Origin of the sequence: Pseudarthrobacter sp. PS3-L1 (assembly GCF_030063285.1) — a bacterium.
Classification (GTDB): Bacteria; Actinomycetota; Actinomycetes; order Actinomycetales; family Micrococcaceae; genus Arthrobacter.
In genome coordinates this window covers 486,338-501,867 of sequence record NZ_JASISU010000004.1, presented here as the reverse complement: position 1 = coordinate 501,867, position 15,530 = coordinate 486,338, and the positions used below count along the sequence as shown (strand labels likewise).

Sequence of the window (15,530 nt, the reverse complement as noted above, 5' to 3'; positions counted from 1 at the left end):
CTTCCTAATTCTCCAGGCCCAGTTCAGCTGCGACAGTGACAACGTCATTGGACACCTTGACCGGCTGGACAGAACTGCCATCCTCGGCCTTGAGCGCCCAGTCCGGATCCTTGAGTCCGTGCCCCGTGACAGTGATGACGATTATTTTTCCGCTAGGGACCTCTCCGGCGGCGTGTTTCTTCAACAGTCCAGCCACGCCAGCAGCTGAACCAGGCTCGACAAAGACCCCTTCGCGAGCGGACAACCACCTGTGTGCAGCCAGGATTTCTTCATCGGTGACAGCTTCGATCAGCCCACCTGACTCATCGCGGGCGTTGATTGCACCGTCCCACGACGCCGGGTTGCCAATCCGGATGGCCGTGGCAATCGTGTCCGGATCGGTGATGGGATGTCCGGCCACGAAGGGAGCCGCACCGGCAGCCTGAAAGCCCCACATGGCAGGTGTTCGTGTGGAGACCGCGGGGATTGTTCCCGCAGTCTCTGACTCGAAGGGCGCGGAATATTCCTTGTAGCCCTTCCAGTACGCGGTGATGTTACCGGCGTTGCCCACGGGGAGGACATGGATATCGGGGGCATCACCAAGCGAGTCTACGACTTCGAAGGCCCCCGTCTTCTGGCCCTGGATACGCGCTGGGTTCACTGAATTGACCAAGAAGACCGGATAGGACTCCCCCAGCTTCCGGGCAATATCGAGGCAGTTGTCGAAGTTTCCATCCACCTGCAGCAGTGTGGCACCGTGGGCGACGGCCTGGCTGAGCTTACCCATGGAGATCTTGCCCTCCGGAACCAGGACAGCGCAGGTGAGTCCCGCTGCTGTGGCGTACGCTGCAGCCGATGCTGAGGTATTACCCGTCGATGCACAGACCACGGCCTTGGCACCAGCAGCCACCGCAGCAGTCATCGCCATGGTCATGCCACGGTCCTTGAAGGAGCCCGTGGGGTTCATCCCCTCAACTTTAAGGTACACGGTGGACCCGGTCAGCGCAGAGAGTTTTTGGGCGTGAACCAGGGGCGTTCCACCCTCCCCCAACGTGATGATCTTTGTGGATTCCGTGACTGGCAGTCGGTCGGCATATTCGCGGACAACGCCGCGCCATTGGTGAGCCACTTAGACTCCTTCTACCCGAAGAACGGATGTTACTGAGTTGATGACGTCCAGGCCTTTCACGGCCTCGACGGTGGCCGCGAGTGCGGCCTCGGTTGCCCGGTGGGTCACGATCCGAAGCTCGGCGGACTCCGCCGAACCGTTGTGCACGCTCTGGCGCATAATTTCGATCGAGACGCCGTGCTCGGCAAAAAGCTGTGCAATGCGCGCCAGGACGCCGGGCTGGTCAGCCACATCCAGACCGATGTAGTAACTGGTGGTCACGGCGTCAATGCCAAGAACGTCCACCTGCGAGGTAGGCGTCTCCGTGCGTCCCGGCCCACCCAGGACCAACCTGCGCGCGGCGGAGACCAGGTCTCCCATGACAGCGGAAGCAGTGGGAGCTCCACCGGCGCCCTGACCGTAGAACATCAGCTCGCCAGCATTCTCGGCCTCGACAAAAACGGCATTAAAGGCACCTCGGACCGCACCCAGGGGATGATCGCGCGGAAGCAGGGTCGGGTGAACACGGACGGAGACCCCGCCACCGCCATCAGCAGAGTCGATTTTCTCGGCAATAGCAAGCAGCTTGATGACAAACCCAGCGTCCTTGGCAGCGGCAATATCGGCGGCACTCACCTCGGAGATTCCCTGGCAGTGCACGTTTTCAAGGGCAAAGCGGGTGTGGAACGCCAAGGACGCCAAAATGGCAGCCTTGGACGCTGCATCATGGCCTTCAACATCGGCTGTGGGGTCCGCTTCCGCAAAGCCAAGGCTCTGGGCCTCGGCAAGCGCATCAGAAAACTGGGCCCCCGTTGAGTCCATCTGGTCAAGGATGAAGTTGGTGGTGCCATTAACGATCCCAAGGACGCGAGTGATCCGGTCGCCAGCCAGGCTGTCCCGGATGGGACGGATAATGGGGATGGCCCCGGCTACAGCAGCCTCATAGGAAAGCTGGACACCAGCCTGGTCTGCCGCTGCGTACAGTGTTGGACCGTCCTGGGCCAGCAGTGCCTTGTTACCCGTTACAACAGAGGCCCCGTTCTGCAGTGCCGAGAGGATCAGCGACCGTGCCGGCTCGATTCCGCCGATCAGTTCGATCACGAGGTCCGCGTCCTTGACGAGGGCTTCGGCGTCCGTGGTGAACAGGTGCTGGGGAAGTTCGACGTCGCGGGGAGCGTCTAGGGTCCGCACGGCTATGCCAGCAAGCTCCAGACGGGCACCCGTGCGGGAAGCGAGGATGTCGGCGTCGTCAAGGAGGATGCGCGCCACCTGTGCTCCCACGTTGCCGCAGCCCAGCAGGGCCACCTTCAGGGTCTTCATCTCAGGCACTAGCCACTCCCATGTCGCGATTGAGCAAATCTTCTTCGGTTTCCCCGCGGACAATCAGCCGGGCAGCACCGTCACGGACCGCCACAACACCGGGCCGGGCCAGATAGTTGTAGTTGCTGGACAGGGCCCAGCAATAGGCGCCTGTCCCGGGGACAGCAAGCAGATCACCGGCTGCCACGTCCTCGGGCAGATATACATCTCTAACAACTATGTCGCCGCTCTCGCAATGTTTGCCCACCACGCGGGACAGCGCAGGTGCAGCAGGCGAGGTCCTGGAAGCAAGGACAGCCGAATAGTCGGCGTCGTAAAGCACCGGCCGGGCGTTGTCGCTCATGCCGCCGTCCACTGAGACATAGCGGCGTGGGTGAGTAACACTGGCCGGACCGTCGGTGGCCTCTTCCTGCACGCCGGGACCATCAACGCGGACGGTCTTGAGCGTTCCCACTTCGTAGAGGGTGAATGTACTCGTGCCCACAATTGCCCGCCCTGGCTCAATGGAGATGCGCGGCGCAGAAATGCCCAGTTCCCTGCAGGTAGAACGCACGACGTCGGCCATCGCCTGGGCAATTTCCGCGGGAGGTCGCGGGGTGTCAACGGGCGTGTAGGCGATGCCGTACCCGCCACCGAGGTCCAGTTCTGGCAGGACTATGCCGTAGCTGGACTGGACGGCTGCCTGGAAAGTCAGCAGTTTTTTTGCCGCCAGGGCAAACCCGTCAGGCTCAAAGATCTGGGAGCCGATGTGACAATGGAGCCCAAGAAGGTCAATTCCTGGATGGGCGCTCGCCGCGGCGACAGCTTCTTCTGCAGCGGAAAGGCCCGTCCTGTCCGTTGAATCAGCAGCCATGGACAGGCCAAACTTCTGGTCCTCATGGGCGGTGGCAATGAATTCATGGGTGTGGGCATGCACGCCCGGAGTCAGACGGAGCATCACCTTGGCGACAGCGTTTCGCGCAGCAGCGATTGTACCCACCCGGTCAAGTTCAGCCAGGCTATCCACCACAATCCGGCCCAGGCCCATATCCAGTGCCCGGTTGATCTCGGAATCGGACTTGTTGTTCCCATGCAGCGCCACGCGGGCACCAGCAATTCCTCCGCGTGCGGCTACGGCCAGCTCACCGCCTGAAGCGGTATCAAGGCGCAATCCTTCCTCATCGACCCAGCGCACCACTGCCGTGCAGAGGAACGACTTTCCCGCATAATAAACATCAACTCCGCCACAGATATCGGCGAAGGCTTCGTCAAAGGAGTCCTTGAAGGCTCGTGCCCGGCTACGGAAATCCGTTTCACTCATGACAAACAGGGGGGTTCCAAACTCCTCCTTGAGCGCGGACACAGGCATGCCGTCAATACTCAGCTCACCGGCAGCGTTACGTTCCACTCCGGCAGCCCACATGGGCTCATGCAGGTGGTTCAGGTCATCGGGTACGCCAAGCCATTGCGGAGCCAGCGGCGACCCGGCTGTTTGCGGATCAGTCGCTGGTGCCACTGTGCGGGGAGTCTGGGCAGTCATGCTCACATCCGTTCCGGCGCCGAAACGCCCAGGAGATCGAGTCCGTTAGCCAGGACCTGGCTAGTTGCATCGTTGAGCCAAAGCCTGGTGCGGTTCAGGTCGGTGATGGGATCGTCGCCCTGAGGAGTGACCCGGCAGGCGTCGTACCAGCGGTGGTATGCCCCTGCCACGGTTTCCAGGTGGCGTGCAATGCGGTGGGGTTCACGCAGTTCGGCGGCTTTCGCCACGATGGAAGGGTAGAGGCCCAGGCAGGAAAGTAGGTCGTTCTCGGTGCCGTGGGAAAGAAGTGCGGCCTCAAAAACCGTTCGTTCCACGCCTGCAGCAAGGGCGTTGCGGGCGGCTCCGCGCGAGCGCGCGTGGGCGTACTGGACATAAAAAACGGGGTTCTCGTTGCTGTGCTTCTTCAGGAGTTCCGGGTCCAGGGTCAGCGGCGAATCTGCCGGGAACCTCGCCAGGGAATACCGCACGGCATCCTTGCCCAGCCAGGAGATCAGATCCTTGAGTTCAATGATGTTCCCGGCTCGTTTGGAGAGTTTTGCGCCGTTGACCGACACGAGCTGCCCAATCAGCACCTCGATATTGATCTGGGGATCGTCCCCTGCGCAGGCCGCAATCGCCTTGAGTCGGTTGATGTACCCGTGGTGGTCCGCCCCCAGCAGATAGATCTTTTCCACAAAACCGCGGTCCTTCTTGGACAGGTAGTAGGCGGCATCGGCGGCGAAGTATGTCGGTTCACCGTTGGCGCGAATCATCACGCGGTCCTTGTCATCACCAAAGTCGGTGGTGCGCAGCCACACCGCACCGCCGTCGTCGAACACGTGGCCCTGTTCGCGGAGTCGTGCCACAGCGGAATCAATGGCACCGGCGTCGTGCAGTTCGCGTTCTGAGAAGTACACATCAAAAGCCACGCCAAACTCGGCAAGGGTGCGTTTGATCTCCACCAGCTGAGCCTCGTAGGCGGCCGTGCGGACTACTGGAAGCGCTGCCGCATCGGTGAGGTCCCGGACATCAGGGTGCGCTGCCAGGACAGAGTGTCCCAGATCGGCAATGTACTCCCCCGGGTAGCCACCCTCCGGGATGTCACGCCCGTGGAGCCGTGCCAGGACGGAACCGGCAAAAACATTCATCTGCGAGCCCGCGTCGTTGATGTAGTACTCGGCCGTCACGTCCGCTCCCGAAGCGCGGAGTACCCTGGCAATCGAGTCACCAAGGGCGGCCCATCGAGTGTGTCCAATGTGCAGCGGCCCCGTGGGATTGGCAGAGACAAATTCCATATTGATGACATGGCCAGCCAGTGCCGTGTTGGTACCAAACGCTGGACCAGACTCAACAATCACGCGTGCGAGTGCACCTGCAGCCGCAGCATCCACTGTGATGTTGAGGAATCCGGGGCCAGCAATATCGACAGCACTCACGCCGGGGATGTCCCTGAGCCTTGTGGCCAGGAGGTCCGCGAGCGCCCGGGGGTTGGTTGCCGCCGGCTTGGCGAGCTGCAGGGCAATGTTGGTGGCCCAGTCGCCGTGGTCCCTGTTTTTGGGCCGGTCAACCCGGACCTCTGTTGGCCGGTGGTCAGCTGGAACGGCGATTTCACCAGCCTCGGCTGCAGCTTTTAGACAGGCGGAGATGGCCAGGGAGAGTTCTTCGGGAGTCACTGTCCAAGACTACCGGGGGCCCACCACGTCGCTGAATTTGCCCACGACCCGCCGAAATATGTCAGGGCTGCGTCATTGACAGGACCTCCCCAGTAACGGCAGCTAAAGTCACCTCAGCGTTCCTGCGAACCATTGTGGATATTCCTTCGTTGTGGTTGTCAGAACGATTCCCTTTCCCTAGACGAAACGAGCCAGCCCATGAGAGCTTCCATCCGCAAGACTGTCTTCGCCGGAATTGCCGGCCTGTCCCTCGCCGGTACAGTTGCTGGCTGCGCCCCGTCAGCCAGCACAGATACCGCTGAAACCCCTGCACCTGCAGCAAGTTCCGCCGCGGCAGCGGCACCGTCGGCCGCCTCCAGCGCCGCACCTGGCGGGGCTGCAACGACCACCTACAAGGATGGAACCTACAGCGCGGACGGAAACTACAACTCACCCAATGGGCAGGAAGTGGTAGGGGTGGAGTTGACCCTCGCCGCTGACGTCGTCACAGCAGTCAATATCACGCAGCATCCTTCCAATCCCAACACCAAGAAGTACCAGGGTGAATTTGCGGACGGTATTGCGGCCCAGGTCGTGGGGAAAAACGTCGATGAGATAAAGGTCTCAAAAGTCGCTGGTTCCTCACTGACCAGCGGGGGGTTCAACAGCGCCGTGGACACCATCAAGTCTGAGGCAAGCTAACTCCCATGCCCTACCTCGACTGGGCTGATTTCAGCTTCGCGGGAATCGGCACATCGTGGGAAATCAGCACGCCGCAGCCGTTGCCGCACGCACTCCAGGAGCAGGTACTGGAGTGCGTGGAGAATTTCGACGCCGCGTGGTCCCGTTTCCGGCCTGATTCCCAGGTCACCACCATGTCCACCCGGCCCGGGACGTATTCGTTTCCGCCGGAAGCCGCCGCCCTTGGGGTGTTGTACCGGACGCTGTACCGCATTTCCGAAGGTGCCATGACGCCGCTGATCGGTGCCAGCCTCGAGCAGCTTGGGTACGACGCCGGATACTCCCTGCAGCCTGCAGGCCCGCCCATGGCGCCACCCGCGTGGGACGACGCACTGTCATGGGAGGGAAGTACCCTGACGACCTCCCGCACCGTCACCCTTGACGTGGGAGCCGCTGGAAAAGGACTGCTCGTGGACCTGGTGGGCGAACTGCTCCGCGATGCAGGCCAGGCCGACTTCCTGATCGATGCCTCCGGAGATCTCCTGGCTGCAGGTACGGGGCCTGCCACCATAGGGCTCGAGCATCCGTACAACCCCCGGCAGGCCATCGGCACAGTGCCACTGCATAAGGGCGCCCTGTGCGCTTCCGCGTCCAACAGACGCGTGTGGGGCGATGGTTTCCACCATGTCCTGGACGGTTCCACCGGAGCCCCGGTACGCACGGTCGTGGCTGCTTGGGCGCTGGCGCCGACGGCCATGCTGGCCGACGCCTTGGCAACAGCCCTCTTCCTTGTCCCCGCTGCCGCGCTTGAGGCGGAGTTCGACTTCACCTGGGTTACTGTCTTGGCAGATGGAACAGCCATCCGTTCGCCTGGTTTTGAAGGGATACTTTTCACATGAGCTCCGTTGCCGCAACCGGCGCACTTCCATCACCCTCCCTGCTCTCCAGGCTTGATACAGTGCTGGGCAAGGTCACGATGTACCGCCTGATCCTTCTGGTTCTCGGGGTGCTGGCGCTTTTCAGCATGGTCCTCAACATCCTGGGGTGGCTCACGTTCGGCCTGCCAGAGATGGTGGTCCACCTCGTTCTTTGCCTAGCACTGAGCTACGGTGCCAACCGTCTTCTGGCCCTCATGTTCAGCGTCCGTCCCCATTCGGAGTCCTCCCTGATCACTGGACTGCTGATCTACTTCCTGTTCTGGCCTTCCCTGGAAATACGGGACATGACCGGAACCGCGCTCGCCTGCGTGCTGGCTGTCGCCTCCAAATATGCCCTGGCCTGGAATGGCAGGCACATCTTCAATCCGGCCGCCCTGGGCATCTTTATTGTTGGGTTGACCGGCCTGAACATCGCAACCTGGTGGGCGGCGACACCTGCCATGCTGTGGCTGCTGGTTCCCGGGGTGCTGGTGGTTTTGTACAGGACCAGGAAGTGGCTCCTTGCCGGTGTGTTCCTTGTGGTGTCCACAGGCATCATCATGATCAACCTCGCGCAGGCGGGGATGGGACCCGGCGATTCACTCTGGCAAGCCCTCGCCCAGCGGCCCGGGTTGTTTCTGGTTGGCTTCATGCTGACCGAGCCGCTGACGCTCCCGCCCCGTCGTTGGCAGCAGCTCGGCGTGGCCGCAGTCGTCGGTGTTGCTTTCGCCGTTCCCTATAACTTCGGCTTCATTGCCAACACTCCGGAAGCCGCGCTGCTCCTGGGGAACGTGCTGGCGTTCATGGTGGGACAACGCCGGGGCATCCGCCTGAAGTTCGCAGGGTCCCGCGCCCTAACACCCAGCAATACCGAGTTCACTTTCACGCCACACCGTCCCGTCAGGTTTGCGCCGGGCCAGTACATGGAGCTGAATCTGCCACACGCAAAATCCGATGGAAAGGGCCGGCGTCGGGTGTTCAGCGTCAGCAGCGCCCCATCCTCGAGGCAGGTGACCTTCGGTGTCCAGACTGCCGCCCCTGTCTCAACAGCAAAACAGGCACTGCTGGCCTTGGAGCCCGGGGATGTCATTACCGCCACGGCAGTCGGTGGGGACTTTCTGCCACCAAAGGACACCACGCGGCCACGTCTGCTGATAGCAACGGGGATCGGGATCACACCCTTCATCTCGCACCTGCTCGCTGACAAGGCGGCAAGGAGCAATGACGTGGTCCTCTATCTGGCCCGCACCGCCGGGGAGCTCGGCTACGGAGAAGAACTCCGAAATACCGGCGCACGGATTATTGCCCTGACGACCGATCGCTCAACACCCCCGGAGTTCATGGAAGACGCCTCGTCGGTGGTGGGGCCTGCGGGTGCGCGGGTAACTTCGGACGTGCTGAAGACCTTGGTTCCAGACGTTTCCGAGCGGGCAGTTTTCGTCTCCGGATCCCCTGCCAGTGTGTCGGCACTGAAGGCTGCGGCCCGCCGCGCGGGCGCCAGAAAGGTCCATTCAGACGTTTTTTCGGGATACTAGCGGCACGTATTTTCCGTTGCACCCCCACTTCCTGCTAAGCTCTAGGACGTCCCGTCGGAAACGACAGGAACCCCGTCCGCCTTCGTAGCTCAGGGGATAGAGCGTCTGCCTCCGGAGCAGAAGGTCGTTGGTTCGATTCCAATCGAGGGCACCACCGAAAATCCCCGCCAGTTCAGAAGAACTGGCGGGGATTTTTTGTTTCCTGGAACCTGGGCAGGGATCCGGGCGTTGTTGGGGTATGGCAACGACGGGTAGCAGGAAGAAGTTCATTGTCGGAAGTGTCGCGGCATGCATCGCTGTTGCCCTGGCTGTCGGGCTTTTCCTGTTCCAGCCGTGGAGGGTCTTTACCAGTTCCACTGTCTCTGAAGCGTTGCCCACGTCAGCTGCAACCGTGCCATCAGCGTCTCCAATCGCGCCACCAGCTTCGGTACCATCCCAGGCACCCACCGGCGGCACCACCGCGCCACCGACGCAGCCCCCCGCTGCTGAAGCGGGCCCCCGTATTCTCTCCTCCGGGACTTTCATCAGCCATGAGCACCCCAGCAAGGGCGCGGTGCGCATCCTGGAACTCGCTGACGGCAGCAGGGTCTTGCGCCTTGAAGGCTTGGATACCTCCGATGGCCCCGACCTTCGGGTGTGGCTTAGTGATGCGCCAGTTCTTGAGGGGACCGCTGGCTGGGGCGTCTTCGATGACGGAGCATACGCGGATCTTGGGACACTCAAAGCGAATCGAGGCGACCAGAACTATCCCATCCCGCCTGGCCTCAACCTTGCGGACTTCTCCTCCGTAAGTATCTGGTGCGCCCGATTTGCTGTCTCCTTTGCGGCGGCTCCGCTCAGCCCCTAGGTTGCGGGCGACGCGTGAGGAGCGGAAATAATCGCGATTCAACGGACAGCAGCAATTCCGGCGCCTAGTCTGAAGATTGTCCGTCAGCCAGCAGGCAAGGAGTCCTCCTATGTATTGCTCCATCATTCCGCCATATCTTCTTCGACGACTCTCACGCGTGGAAGAACCCCGCATGGAAGCTGCCAGGCAGTCGGCCAAGGAGGCCCTGGGCCACCTCCGACGCGTCCAGGCCGGCAGGCTCACGTCAGCTGCGGGCGTTTCCCCGGTAGCGCAGCGGGCTCCGGCTACCACAGGAGCCGTTGCGCCGGCCCAGCGTTCCATTTTTGACGCCGCCGGTGCCGAAACGTTGCCCGGGGCACTGGTCCGGCAGGAAGGCGCACCAGCCGCCGGAGACCTATCGGTGGATGAGGCCTACACTGGCCTGGGCCATACCCATCGCCTCTATGGAGATGTCTACGGGCGCAATTCCATCGATGACGCCGCTCTGGCCCTGAACGCCACAGTCCACTTCGGCAGGCTCTATGACAATGCTTTCTGGGACGGTAGCCAGATGGTCTTCGGCGACGGCGACGGCGAGGTTTTCCAGCGATTCACGAAATCCCTGAGTGTCATCGGCCACGAGCTGGCCCACGGTGTGACGCAGTTCACGGCGGCACTTGCCTACCGCAACCAGGCAGGTGCCCTCAATGAATCCATGTCAGATGTTTTCGGCGCGTTGGTGGAGCAGTACAGCAGCGGGCAGTCCGCCGCTCAGGCCAGCTGGCTTATCGGCCAGGGACTCTTCACTGACCAGGTGCAGGGCGCAGCACTCCGATCCATGAGTGCCCCCGGCACCGCGTACGACGACGATGTCCTGGGAAAGGATCCACAGCCGGACTCCATGGACACTTACGTCAGGACAAGCGCAGACAACGGCGGAGTCCATATAAACTCAGGCATTCCCAACCGAGCCTTCTATCTTGTAGCCACAGCTGTTGGTGGCCACGCATGGGAAGCACCGGGCAGGATCTGGTACCACACCCTCACGGGTGGCTCACTTCCAGAGACGGCAACATTCAGTGTATTTGCCAGGGCTACGTCGGCTTCCGCGATAGCCCTCTATGGGGCAGACTCTACGGAGCATGACGCCGTCAAAAACGCATGGGACACTGTGAAGGTGAAGCTCTAAACCGGCCACGGGCCCTGTCACTGACCGGGCCAATAGGCACCGCGTCAGGAAACGTCCATGAAGATCACAGTCGAACGGCACGGTGGATTCGCCGCCATCACCAAGGTGTGGACCGTCACGGCCCGGACCACCACCGCCCGGAACCAGTGGGATCCCCTGGTAGAGGCCTGCCCGTGGGACGCCGTTCCGAACACCCTCCGCGATGCAGCCAAGAGCCGCGACAGCGGCCAGGCCGACCGCTTCATGTACGCCATCCGGGCCGGAGCGCACCGGGCCGCGCTCCCGGAACAGGACGTGACGGGGCCGTGGCGTGTACTGGTGGACTCCGCCAAGGAGGCAGCGGACGAAAGTCCCGGCACTCGCCGGGCGGATGAACGCCCCTGAACGAGCGGAGCCTCCGTGCGGGCGCTGACGACAATACCCGAACCGGATCTGGCAGCCTTTGTCCAGCACTCCGTCACCAGTTCGCCCTGCCGTTACCAGATGGTGGTCCGGCTGCATGCTTCCTTATCGGAAACAACCGTCACAACAGGTGCCCGTGGGGTCACCCTTGACGTCGAGGGCCGCACCAGCACTATCCTGCGCTACGGCTGGGACTGCTGGCACCAGGGCCGGCCCAGGTTCGCAGTAGACTGTCTATCAGCCATGACATTGCATATTTCGTATCCCGCAGAGCTTCCCGTCTCCGAGCGTCGCGAGGACCTGATGGCCGCTATCGCTGCCCACCAGGTCACCATCATTGCCGGCGAGACGGGTTCTGGAAAGACCACCCAGATCCCCAAGATGTGCCTGGAGCTGGGCCTCGCAGAGAAGGGCCTGATCGGCCATACCCAGCCCCGCCGTCTTGCAGCCAGAACTGTTGCAGAGCGGATTGCCTCGGAGTTGGGCGTGGACCTCGGCCAGGAAGTTGGCTACCAAGTCCGCTTTACTGGCGAGACGGGTCCCACCACACTGATCAAGCTGATGACCGACGGCATCCTCCTTGCTGAAATCCAGCGGGACAAACTCCTCCGCAAGTACAGCGTGATCATCATCGACGAGGCTCACGAACGAAGCCTGAACATCGACTTCATTCTGGGTTACCTCAAACGCATCCTGCCCCAGCGGCCGGATCTCAAGATCATTATTACCTCAGCAACCATCGATCCACAGCGTTTTGCCAACCACTTCGGTACCGTCGAGGAACCCGCACCAATTGTGGAGGTCTCCGGCAGGACATTCCCGGTGGAGATTCGCTACCGCCCGCTGTCTGCTCCCTCCGATGGCGGCGATGACGATTCCGCCTCCGACGATGCCCTGGAAGAAGAGCGCGATCCACTGGACGCCGTGTGCGACGCTGTGGACGAGCTCGCCAACGAGGCACCAGGCGACATCCTGGTCTTTTTCTCCGGCGAGCGAGAGATCCGTGACGCGGCCGAGGCCCTGAAACCGCGTATCCAGGCGAACCGCCGTCTCGCGGGCACGGAAATCCTGCCGCTCTTCGCCAGGCTGAGCCTGGCGGAACAGCACCAGGTCTTCAATCCTGGGTCCAGGCGCCGCATTGTGCTGGCAACCAATGTCGCAGAAACCTCCCTGACTGTCCCAGGGATCAAATACGTCATCGACACCGGAACAGCCCGCATCTCCAGGTATTCGCATCGCACCAAGGTCCAGCGGCTGCCGATCGAGCGTGTCTCGCAGGCGTCTGCCAGTCAGCGCTCCGGCCGTTGCGGCCGCGTGTCGGATGGTATTGCCATTCGGCTATACTCCGAAGAGGATTTTGCATCCCGGCCGCCCTTTACCGATCCGGAAATCCTGCGGACCAACCTGGCGGCCGTCATCCTGCAGATGACGGCCATGGGTGTTGCGCGCGGCCCCAAGGACGTCGAGAAGTTCCCGTTTGTGGAGCCGCCGGAATCACGGGCCATCAACGATGGCGTCACCCTCCTGCGCGAACTCGGCGCTCTGGCAGCACCATCTGAGAACGACGGTGAGCCGCAGGAGCCGTCAGCCCCATCGGACAGCGGTCGTCCGGGTAGCGGGAGTAGCGGCAGGGGCGCCCACCGCGGCCGTGGAAGAGGCAGCAGCGAGCGGTCCCCACGGGGACCGAAACCCGGCAGTGGCCTGACCGCCGTCGGGCATCAGCTGGCGCAACTGCCGGTGGATCCCCGACTTGGACGGATGATAGTAGAAGCCGGACAACGCGGCTGTGTCCGCGAAGTCATGGTCCTTGCAGCGGCCTTGACCATCCAGGACCCCCGTGAACGCCCCACCGGAGACAACGCGGGCAAGCAACAGCAGGCCGCTGAGAAACACGCCCGATTCAAGGACGAGAACTCCGATTTCACTGGCTTCCTGAACTTGTGGAACTACCTGCAGGAGAAACAGGAAGAGCTCTCCTCCACCCAGTTCCGCAGACTGTGCCGCAACGAGTTCATCAACTACCTTCGGGTACGGGAGTGGCAGGACCTCTACTCCCAACTGCGTCAGATCGCCCGGCCGCTCGGCTTCTCCTTGGACAACAGCCGCCGCGTCGATCCGGTGGGCAACCATGACGGCATCCATATCAGCCTGCTCTCCGGGCTCCTGAGCCACATCGGTATCCTGGATGAACGCAAACGTGAGTACGCTGGCGCACGGGGCAGCAGATTCGCCATCTTCCCGGGTTCCGCGCTGTTCAAGAAGTCACCCACGTTTGTAATGGCTGCCGAACTGGTGGAAACGAGCCGGCTCTGGGCACGCGTTGCAGCGAAGTTTGATCCCGTCTGGGCGGAACAGGTGGCGCCCGGGCTGGTCAAGCACACGTACAGCGAGCCGCATTGGTCCAGCCGCCAAGCAGCCGTCATGGCATACGAAAAAGTCACGCTCTACGGCGTTCCAATCATTGCCCAGCGCAGGATCAACTACTCCAGGGTGGACCCCGTCCTCGCCCGTGAGCTCTTCATCCGAAACGCGCTGGTGGAGGGTGACTGGAAAACCCACCACAAGTTCTTCCACCGCAACCGCAGCCTGCTCACCGAGGTTGAGGAACTTGAGGCCCGCATGCGTCGGCGTGACCTCATGGTTGATGACGAAACGCTCTTCGACTTCTACGATGCACGTATCAGCCCCGACGTGGTCAGCGGCAGGCACTTCGATTCCTGGTGGAAAGCTACCCGCCAGGAGCGCCCTGACCTGCTCGACTTTGATGCCTCCCTGCTTCTGAACGAAACCGCCAATGACCTCGACGACGCCGCGTATCCCAAGGTTTGGCTGCACAAGGGCTTCGAGCTGCCACTGAGCTATGAGTTCCACCCCGTCGCGCCCGGATCCCCGCCCAACCCCTCCGATGGCGTCACCGCAGAAGTGCCAGTTCTTTTCCTGAACCAGCTCGACGACGCAGCCTTCCGCTGGCTCATTCCCGGCCAGCGGGTAGAACTTGTCACTTCCCTGATCAAGTCACTGCCCAAGGCCATCCGTAAGAATTTTGTGCCCGCACCCGATGTCGCCCGCCAGGCTGTGCACCTTCTGGAGACCGATTTTGATCCAGGCACCGATGCCCTAGAGCCTTCGCTAGAACTTGCGCTGCGGCGCCTGCGTGGACAGGTCGTTCCACCAGGCTCGTGGAACTGGGAGGCAGTGCCCGCGCACCTTCGGGTCAGCTTCGCAGTAGTGGACACGGCCGGAAAAGTCCTTGAAGAAGGAAAGGACCTCGCCGCCCTGCAGGCAAACCTGGCACCGGCAACCCGGCGCGCCATCGCGGAATCCCTCGGAGCGACTCCCGCTACCACAGGGCCTTCCCGAATCAACGGTGGCAATGATCCGGCCAGAAAAAACCCGGCCGGAAAAACCACTTCCGGATCAACCACTGCCCCCCTGCCGTCAGGGCAGGCTGGCGGACCCAGCCTGCGGGCAGCAGGCTTTGCGGAGCAGAGTGGACTCACCGAATGGTCGTTCGGAACCCTGCAGCGGTCCGTAAGCAATCTGGTCGCCGGCCACACCGTGACGGGCCACCCCGCCCTGGTGGATGAAGGAACAAGCGTCGCGCTTCGCGTGTTTCAGTCCCCTGGCGAACAGCAGGAACACATGCGGGCTGGTGTCATCCGTCTTTTGGCCCTGAGGCTTCCTGCACCTGACAGATATGTCCTGGAGCACCTGAACAATACCGAAAAACTCACATTCAGCCAGAATCCCCATGGGCTGGTCACCGCGCTGATCGCTGACTGTTCCCTCGCTGCAGTGGACAAACTGACACCCACGGAACTGCCTTGGGACAAAGTTTCCTTTGATGCGCTCTACGACCAGGTCCGAGCGGAGCTCATCGACACCGTCTTTACCGTCACCGCCATCGTCGAAAAAGTCCTCTCCGCAACCCGAAGAATTGACCGGGCGCTCAAGGGCACGTCCAGCCTTGCCCTGATCAGTGCCGTGAACGACATCCGAAGCCAAATGGAGCAGCTTGTCTACCCCGGATTCGTGGCACGCACCGGATACCGGCAGCTGAGCCAGGTGCCGCGTTATCTCGCGGCCATTGAAAAACGGCTCGAAAAGCTCCCCACCAACGTCCAGCGGGATGCGCAAAACATGGCCATCATCCAACGTCTGGAAGACGACTATGACGACGCTACGGCAGCACTCCCGCCTGCCCGTCGCTCAGCAACGGGACTGCGCGATGTCAGGTGGATGATCGAGGAACTGCGGGTCAGTCTTTTCGCCGTTGAACTTGGTACGGCGTACTCCGTGTCGGAGAAGCGGATCCGGGCAGCGCTGCACAAGGCGTTGGCACCGGGCTGAGCCGCCACCAGAACACAAAACGCGGAGCTCGACGTTCACCCCCCGGCGGGTAGCCTGTCTGCCAATCAACCAA

11 protein-coding genes and 1 tRNA gene are annotated in these 15,530 nt (G+C 62.0%); 8 read left to right on the top strand and 4 right to left on the bottom strand.

The window, feature by feature from the left end:
- Positions 1 to 4 precede the first annotated feature (4 nt).
- From thrC to argS, 4 genes are read right to left on the bottom strand one after another with little or no spacing between them, the layout of a single operon-like run.
- Positions 5 to 1,108 (bottom strand): threonine synthase, encoded by a 1,104-nt coding sequence (thrC, locus tag QMG79_RS13580; RefSeq protein ID WP_283539114.1) that lies wholly within the window; start codon positions 1,106 to 1,108, stop codon positions 5 to 7.
- A complete protein-coding gene (locus QMG79_RS13575) occupies positions 1,109 to 2,416 on the bottom strand; it encodes a homoserine dehydrogenase (protein WP_283539113.1) in 1,308 nt (435 codons plus the stop codon). It abuts the gene before it with no gap.
- Positions 2,409 to 3,926, bottom strand: a complete 1,518-nt coding sequence (gene lysA / locus QMG79_RS13570; RefSeq protein ID WP_283539112.1) for a diaminopimelate decarboxylase — start codon at positions 3,924 to 3,926, stop codon at positions 2,409 to 2,411. The genes QMG79_RS13575 and lysA overlap by 8 nt, the downstream gene beginning before the upstream one ends.
- 2 nt (positions 3,927 to 3,928) lie before the next feature.
- A complete protein-coding gene (gene argS / locus QMG79_RS13565; RefSeq protein WP_283539111.1) occupies positions 3,929 to 5,578 on the bottom strand; it encodes an arginine--tRNA ligase in 1,650 nt (549 codons plus the stop codon).
- Positions 5,579 to 5,776: 198 nt separating this feature from the next.
- On the opposite strand from argS, the gene QMG79_RS13560 reads away from it, so the two are divergent.
- The 8 genes from QMG79_RS13560 (at position 5,777) to hrpA (ending at position 15,457) form a co-directional block, all read left to right on the top strand.
- Positions 5,777 to 6,259 (top strand): FMN-binding protein, encoded by a 483-nt coding sequence (locus QMG79_RS13560; RefSeq protein ID WP_283539110.1) that lies wholly within the window; start codon positions 5,777 to 5,779, stop codon positions 6,257 to 6,259.
- Positions 6,260 to 6,264: 5 nt separating this feature from the next.
- On the top strand, positions 6,265 to 7,137 hold the full coding sequence (locus tag QMG79_RS13555; protein ID WP_283539109.1) for an FAD:protein FMN transferase: 873 nt from the start codon (positions 6,265 to 6,267) through the stop codon (positions 7,135 to 7,137).
- Complete coding sequence (locus QMG79_RS13550) at positions 7,134 to 8,690, top strand: FAD-dependent oxidoreductase (protein ID WP_283539108.1); 1,557 nt, start codon at positions 7,134 to 7,136, stop codon at positions 8,688 to 8,690. Before QMG79_RS13555 ends, QMG79_RS13550 begins: the two co-directional genes overlap by 4 nt.
- A gap of 78 nt (positions 8,691 to 8,768) precedes the next feature.
- A tRNA-Arg gene (locus tag QMG79_RS13545) sits at positions 8,769 to 8,844 on the top strand.
- 84 nt (positions 8,845 to 8,928) lie between these two features.
- Positions 8,929 to 9,537, top strand: coding sequence for a DM13 domain-containing protein (locus tag QMG79_RS13540; protein ID WP_283539107.1), 609 nt, complete (start codon positions 8,929 to 8,931; stop codon positions 9,535 to 9,537).
- Positions 9,538 to 9,646: 109 nt separating this feature from the next.
- The gene (locus QMG79_RS13535) at positions 9,647 to 10,705 is read left to right on the top strand and encodes a M4 family metallopeptidase (RefSeq protein ID WP_283539106.1); all 1,059 of its coding nucleotides are present in this window, start codon (positions 9,647 to 9,649) and stop codon (positions 10,703 to 10,705) included.
- Between the two features lie 57 nt (positions 10,706 to 10,762).
- Positions 10,763 to 11,089, top strand: coding sequence for a protealysin inhibitor emfourin (locus tag QMG79_RS13530; protein ID WP_283539105.1), 327 nt, complete (start codon positions 10,763 to 10,765; stop codon positions 11,087 to 11,089).
- Positions 11,090 to 11,350: 261 nt separating this feature from the next.
- Positions 11,351 to 15,457 carry an ATP-dependent RNA helicase HrpA gene (gene hrpA, locus QMG79_RS13525; protein WP_283539104.1) on the top strand — a complete coding sequence of 1,369 codons (4,107 nt, stop codon included), beginning with the start codon at positions 11,351 to 11,353 and terminating at the stop codon, positions 15,455 to 15,457.
- Positions 15,458 to 15,530 lie beyond the last annotated feature (73 nt).

What these genes read in the sequence shown, in the direction of transcription:
- QMG79_RS13530 (WP_283539105.1), top strand. Translation starts at nt 10,763, where the DNA reads ATGAAGATCACAGTCGAACGGCACGGTGGATTCGCCGCCATCACCAAG.
- QMG79_RS13540 (WP_283539107.1), top strand. Translation starts at nt 8,929, where the DNA reads ATGGCAACGACGGGTAGCAGGAAGAAGTTCATTGTCGGAAGTGTCGCG.
- hrpA (WP_283539104.1), top strand. Translation starts at nt 11,351, where the DNA reads ATGACATTGCATATTTCGTATCCCGCAGAGCTTCCCGTCTCCGAGCGT.
- lysA (WP_283539112.1), bottom strand. Translation starts at nt 3,926, where the DNA reads ATGACTGCCCAGACTCCCCGCACAGTGGCACCAGCGACTGATCCGCAA.
- QMG79_RS13560 (WP_283539110.1), top strand. Translation starts at nt 5,777, where the DNA reads ATGAGAGCTTCCATCCGCAAGACTGTCTTCGCCGGAATTGCCGGCCTG.
- QMG79_RS13535 (WP_283539106.1), top strand. Translation starts at nt 9,647, where the DNA reads ATGTATTGCTCCATCATTCCGCCATATCTTCTTCGACGACTCTCACGC.
- QMG79_RS13550 (WP_283539108.1), top strand. Translation starts at nt 7,134, where the DNA reads ATGAGCTCCGTTGCCGCAACCGGCGCACTTCCATCACCCTCCCTGCTC.
- QMG79_RS13555 (WP_283539109.1), top strand. Translation starts at nt 6,265, where the DNA reads ATGCCCTACCTCGACTGGGCTGATTTCAGCTTCGCGGGAATCGGCACA.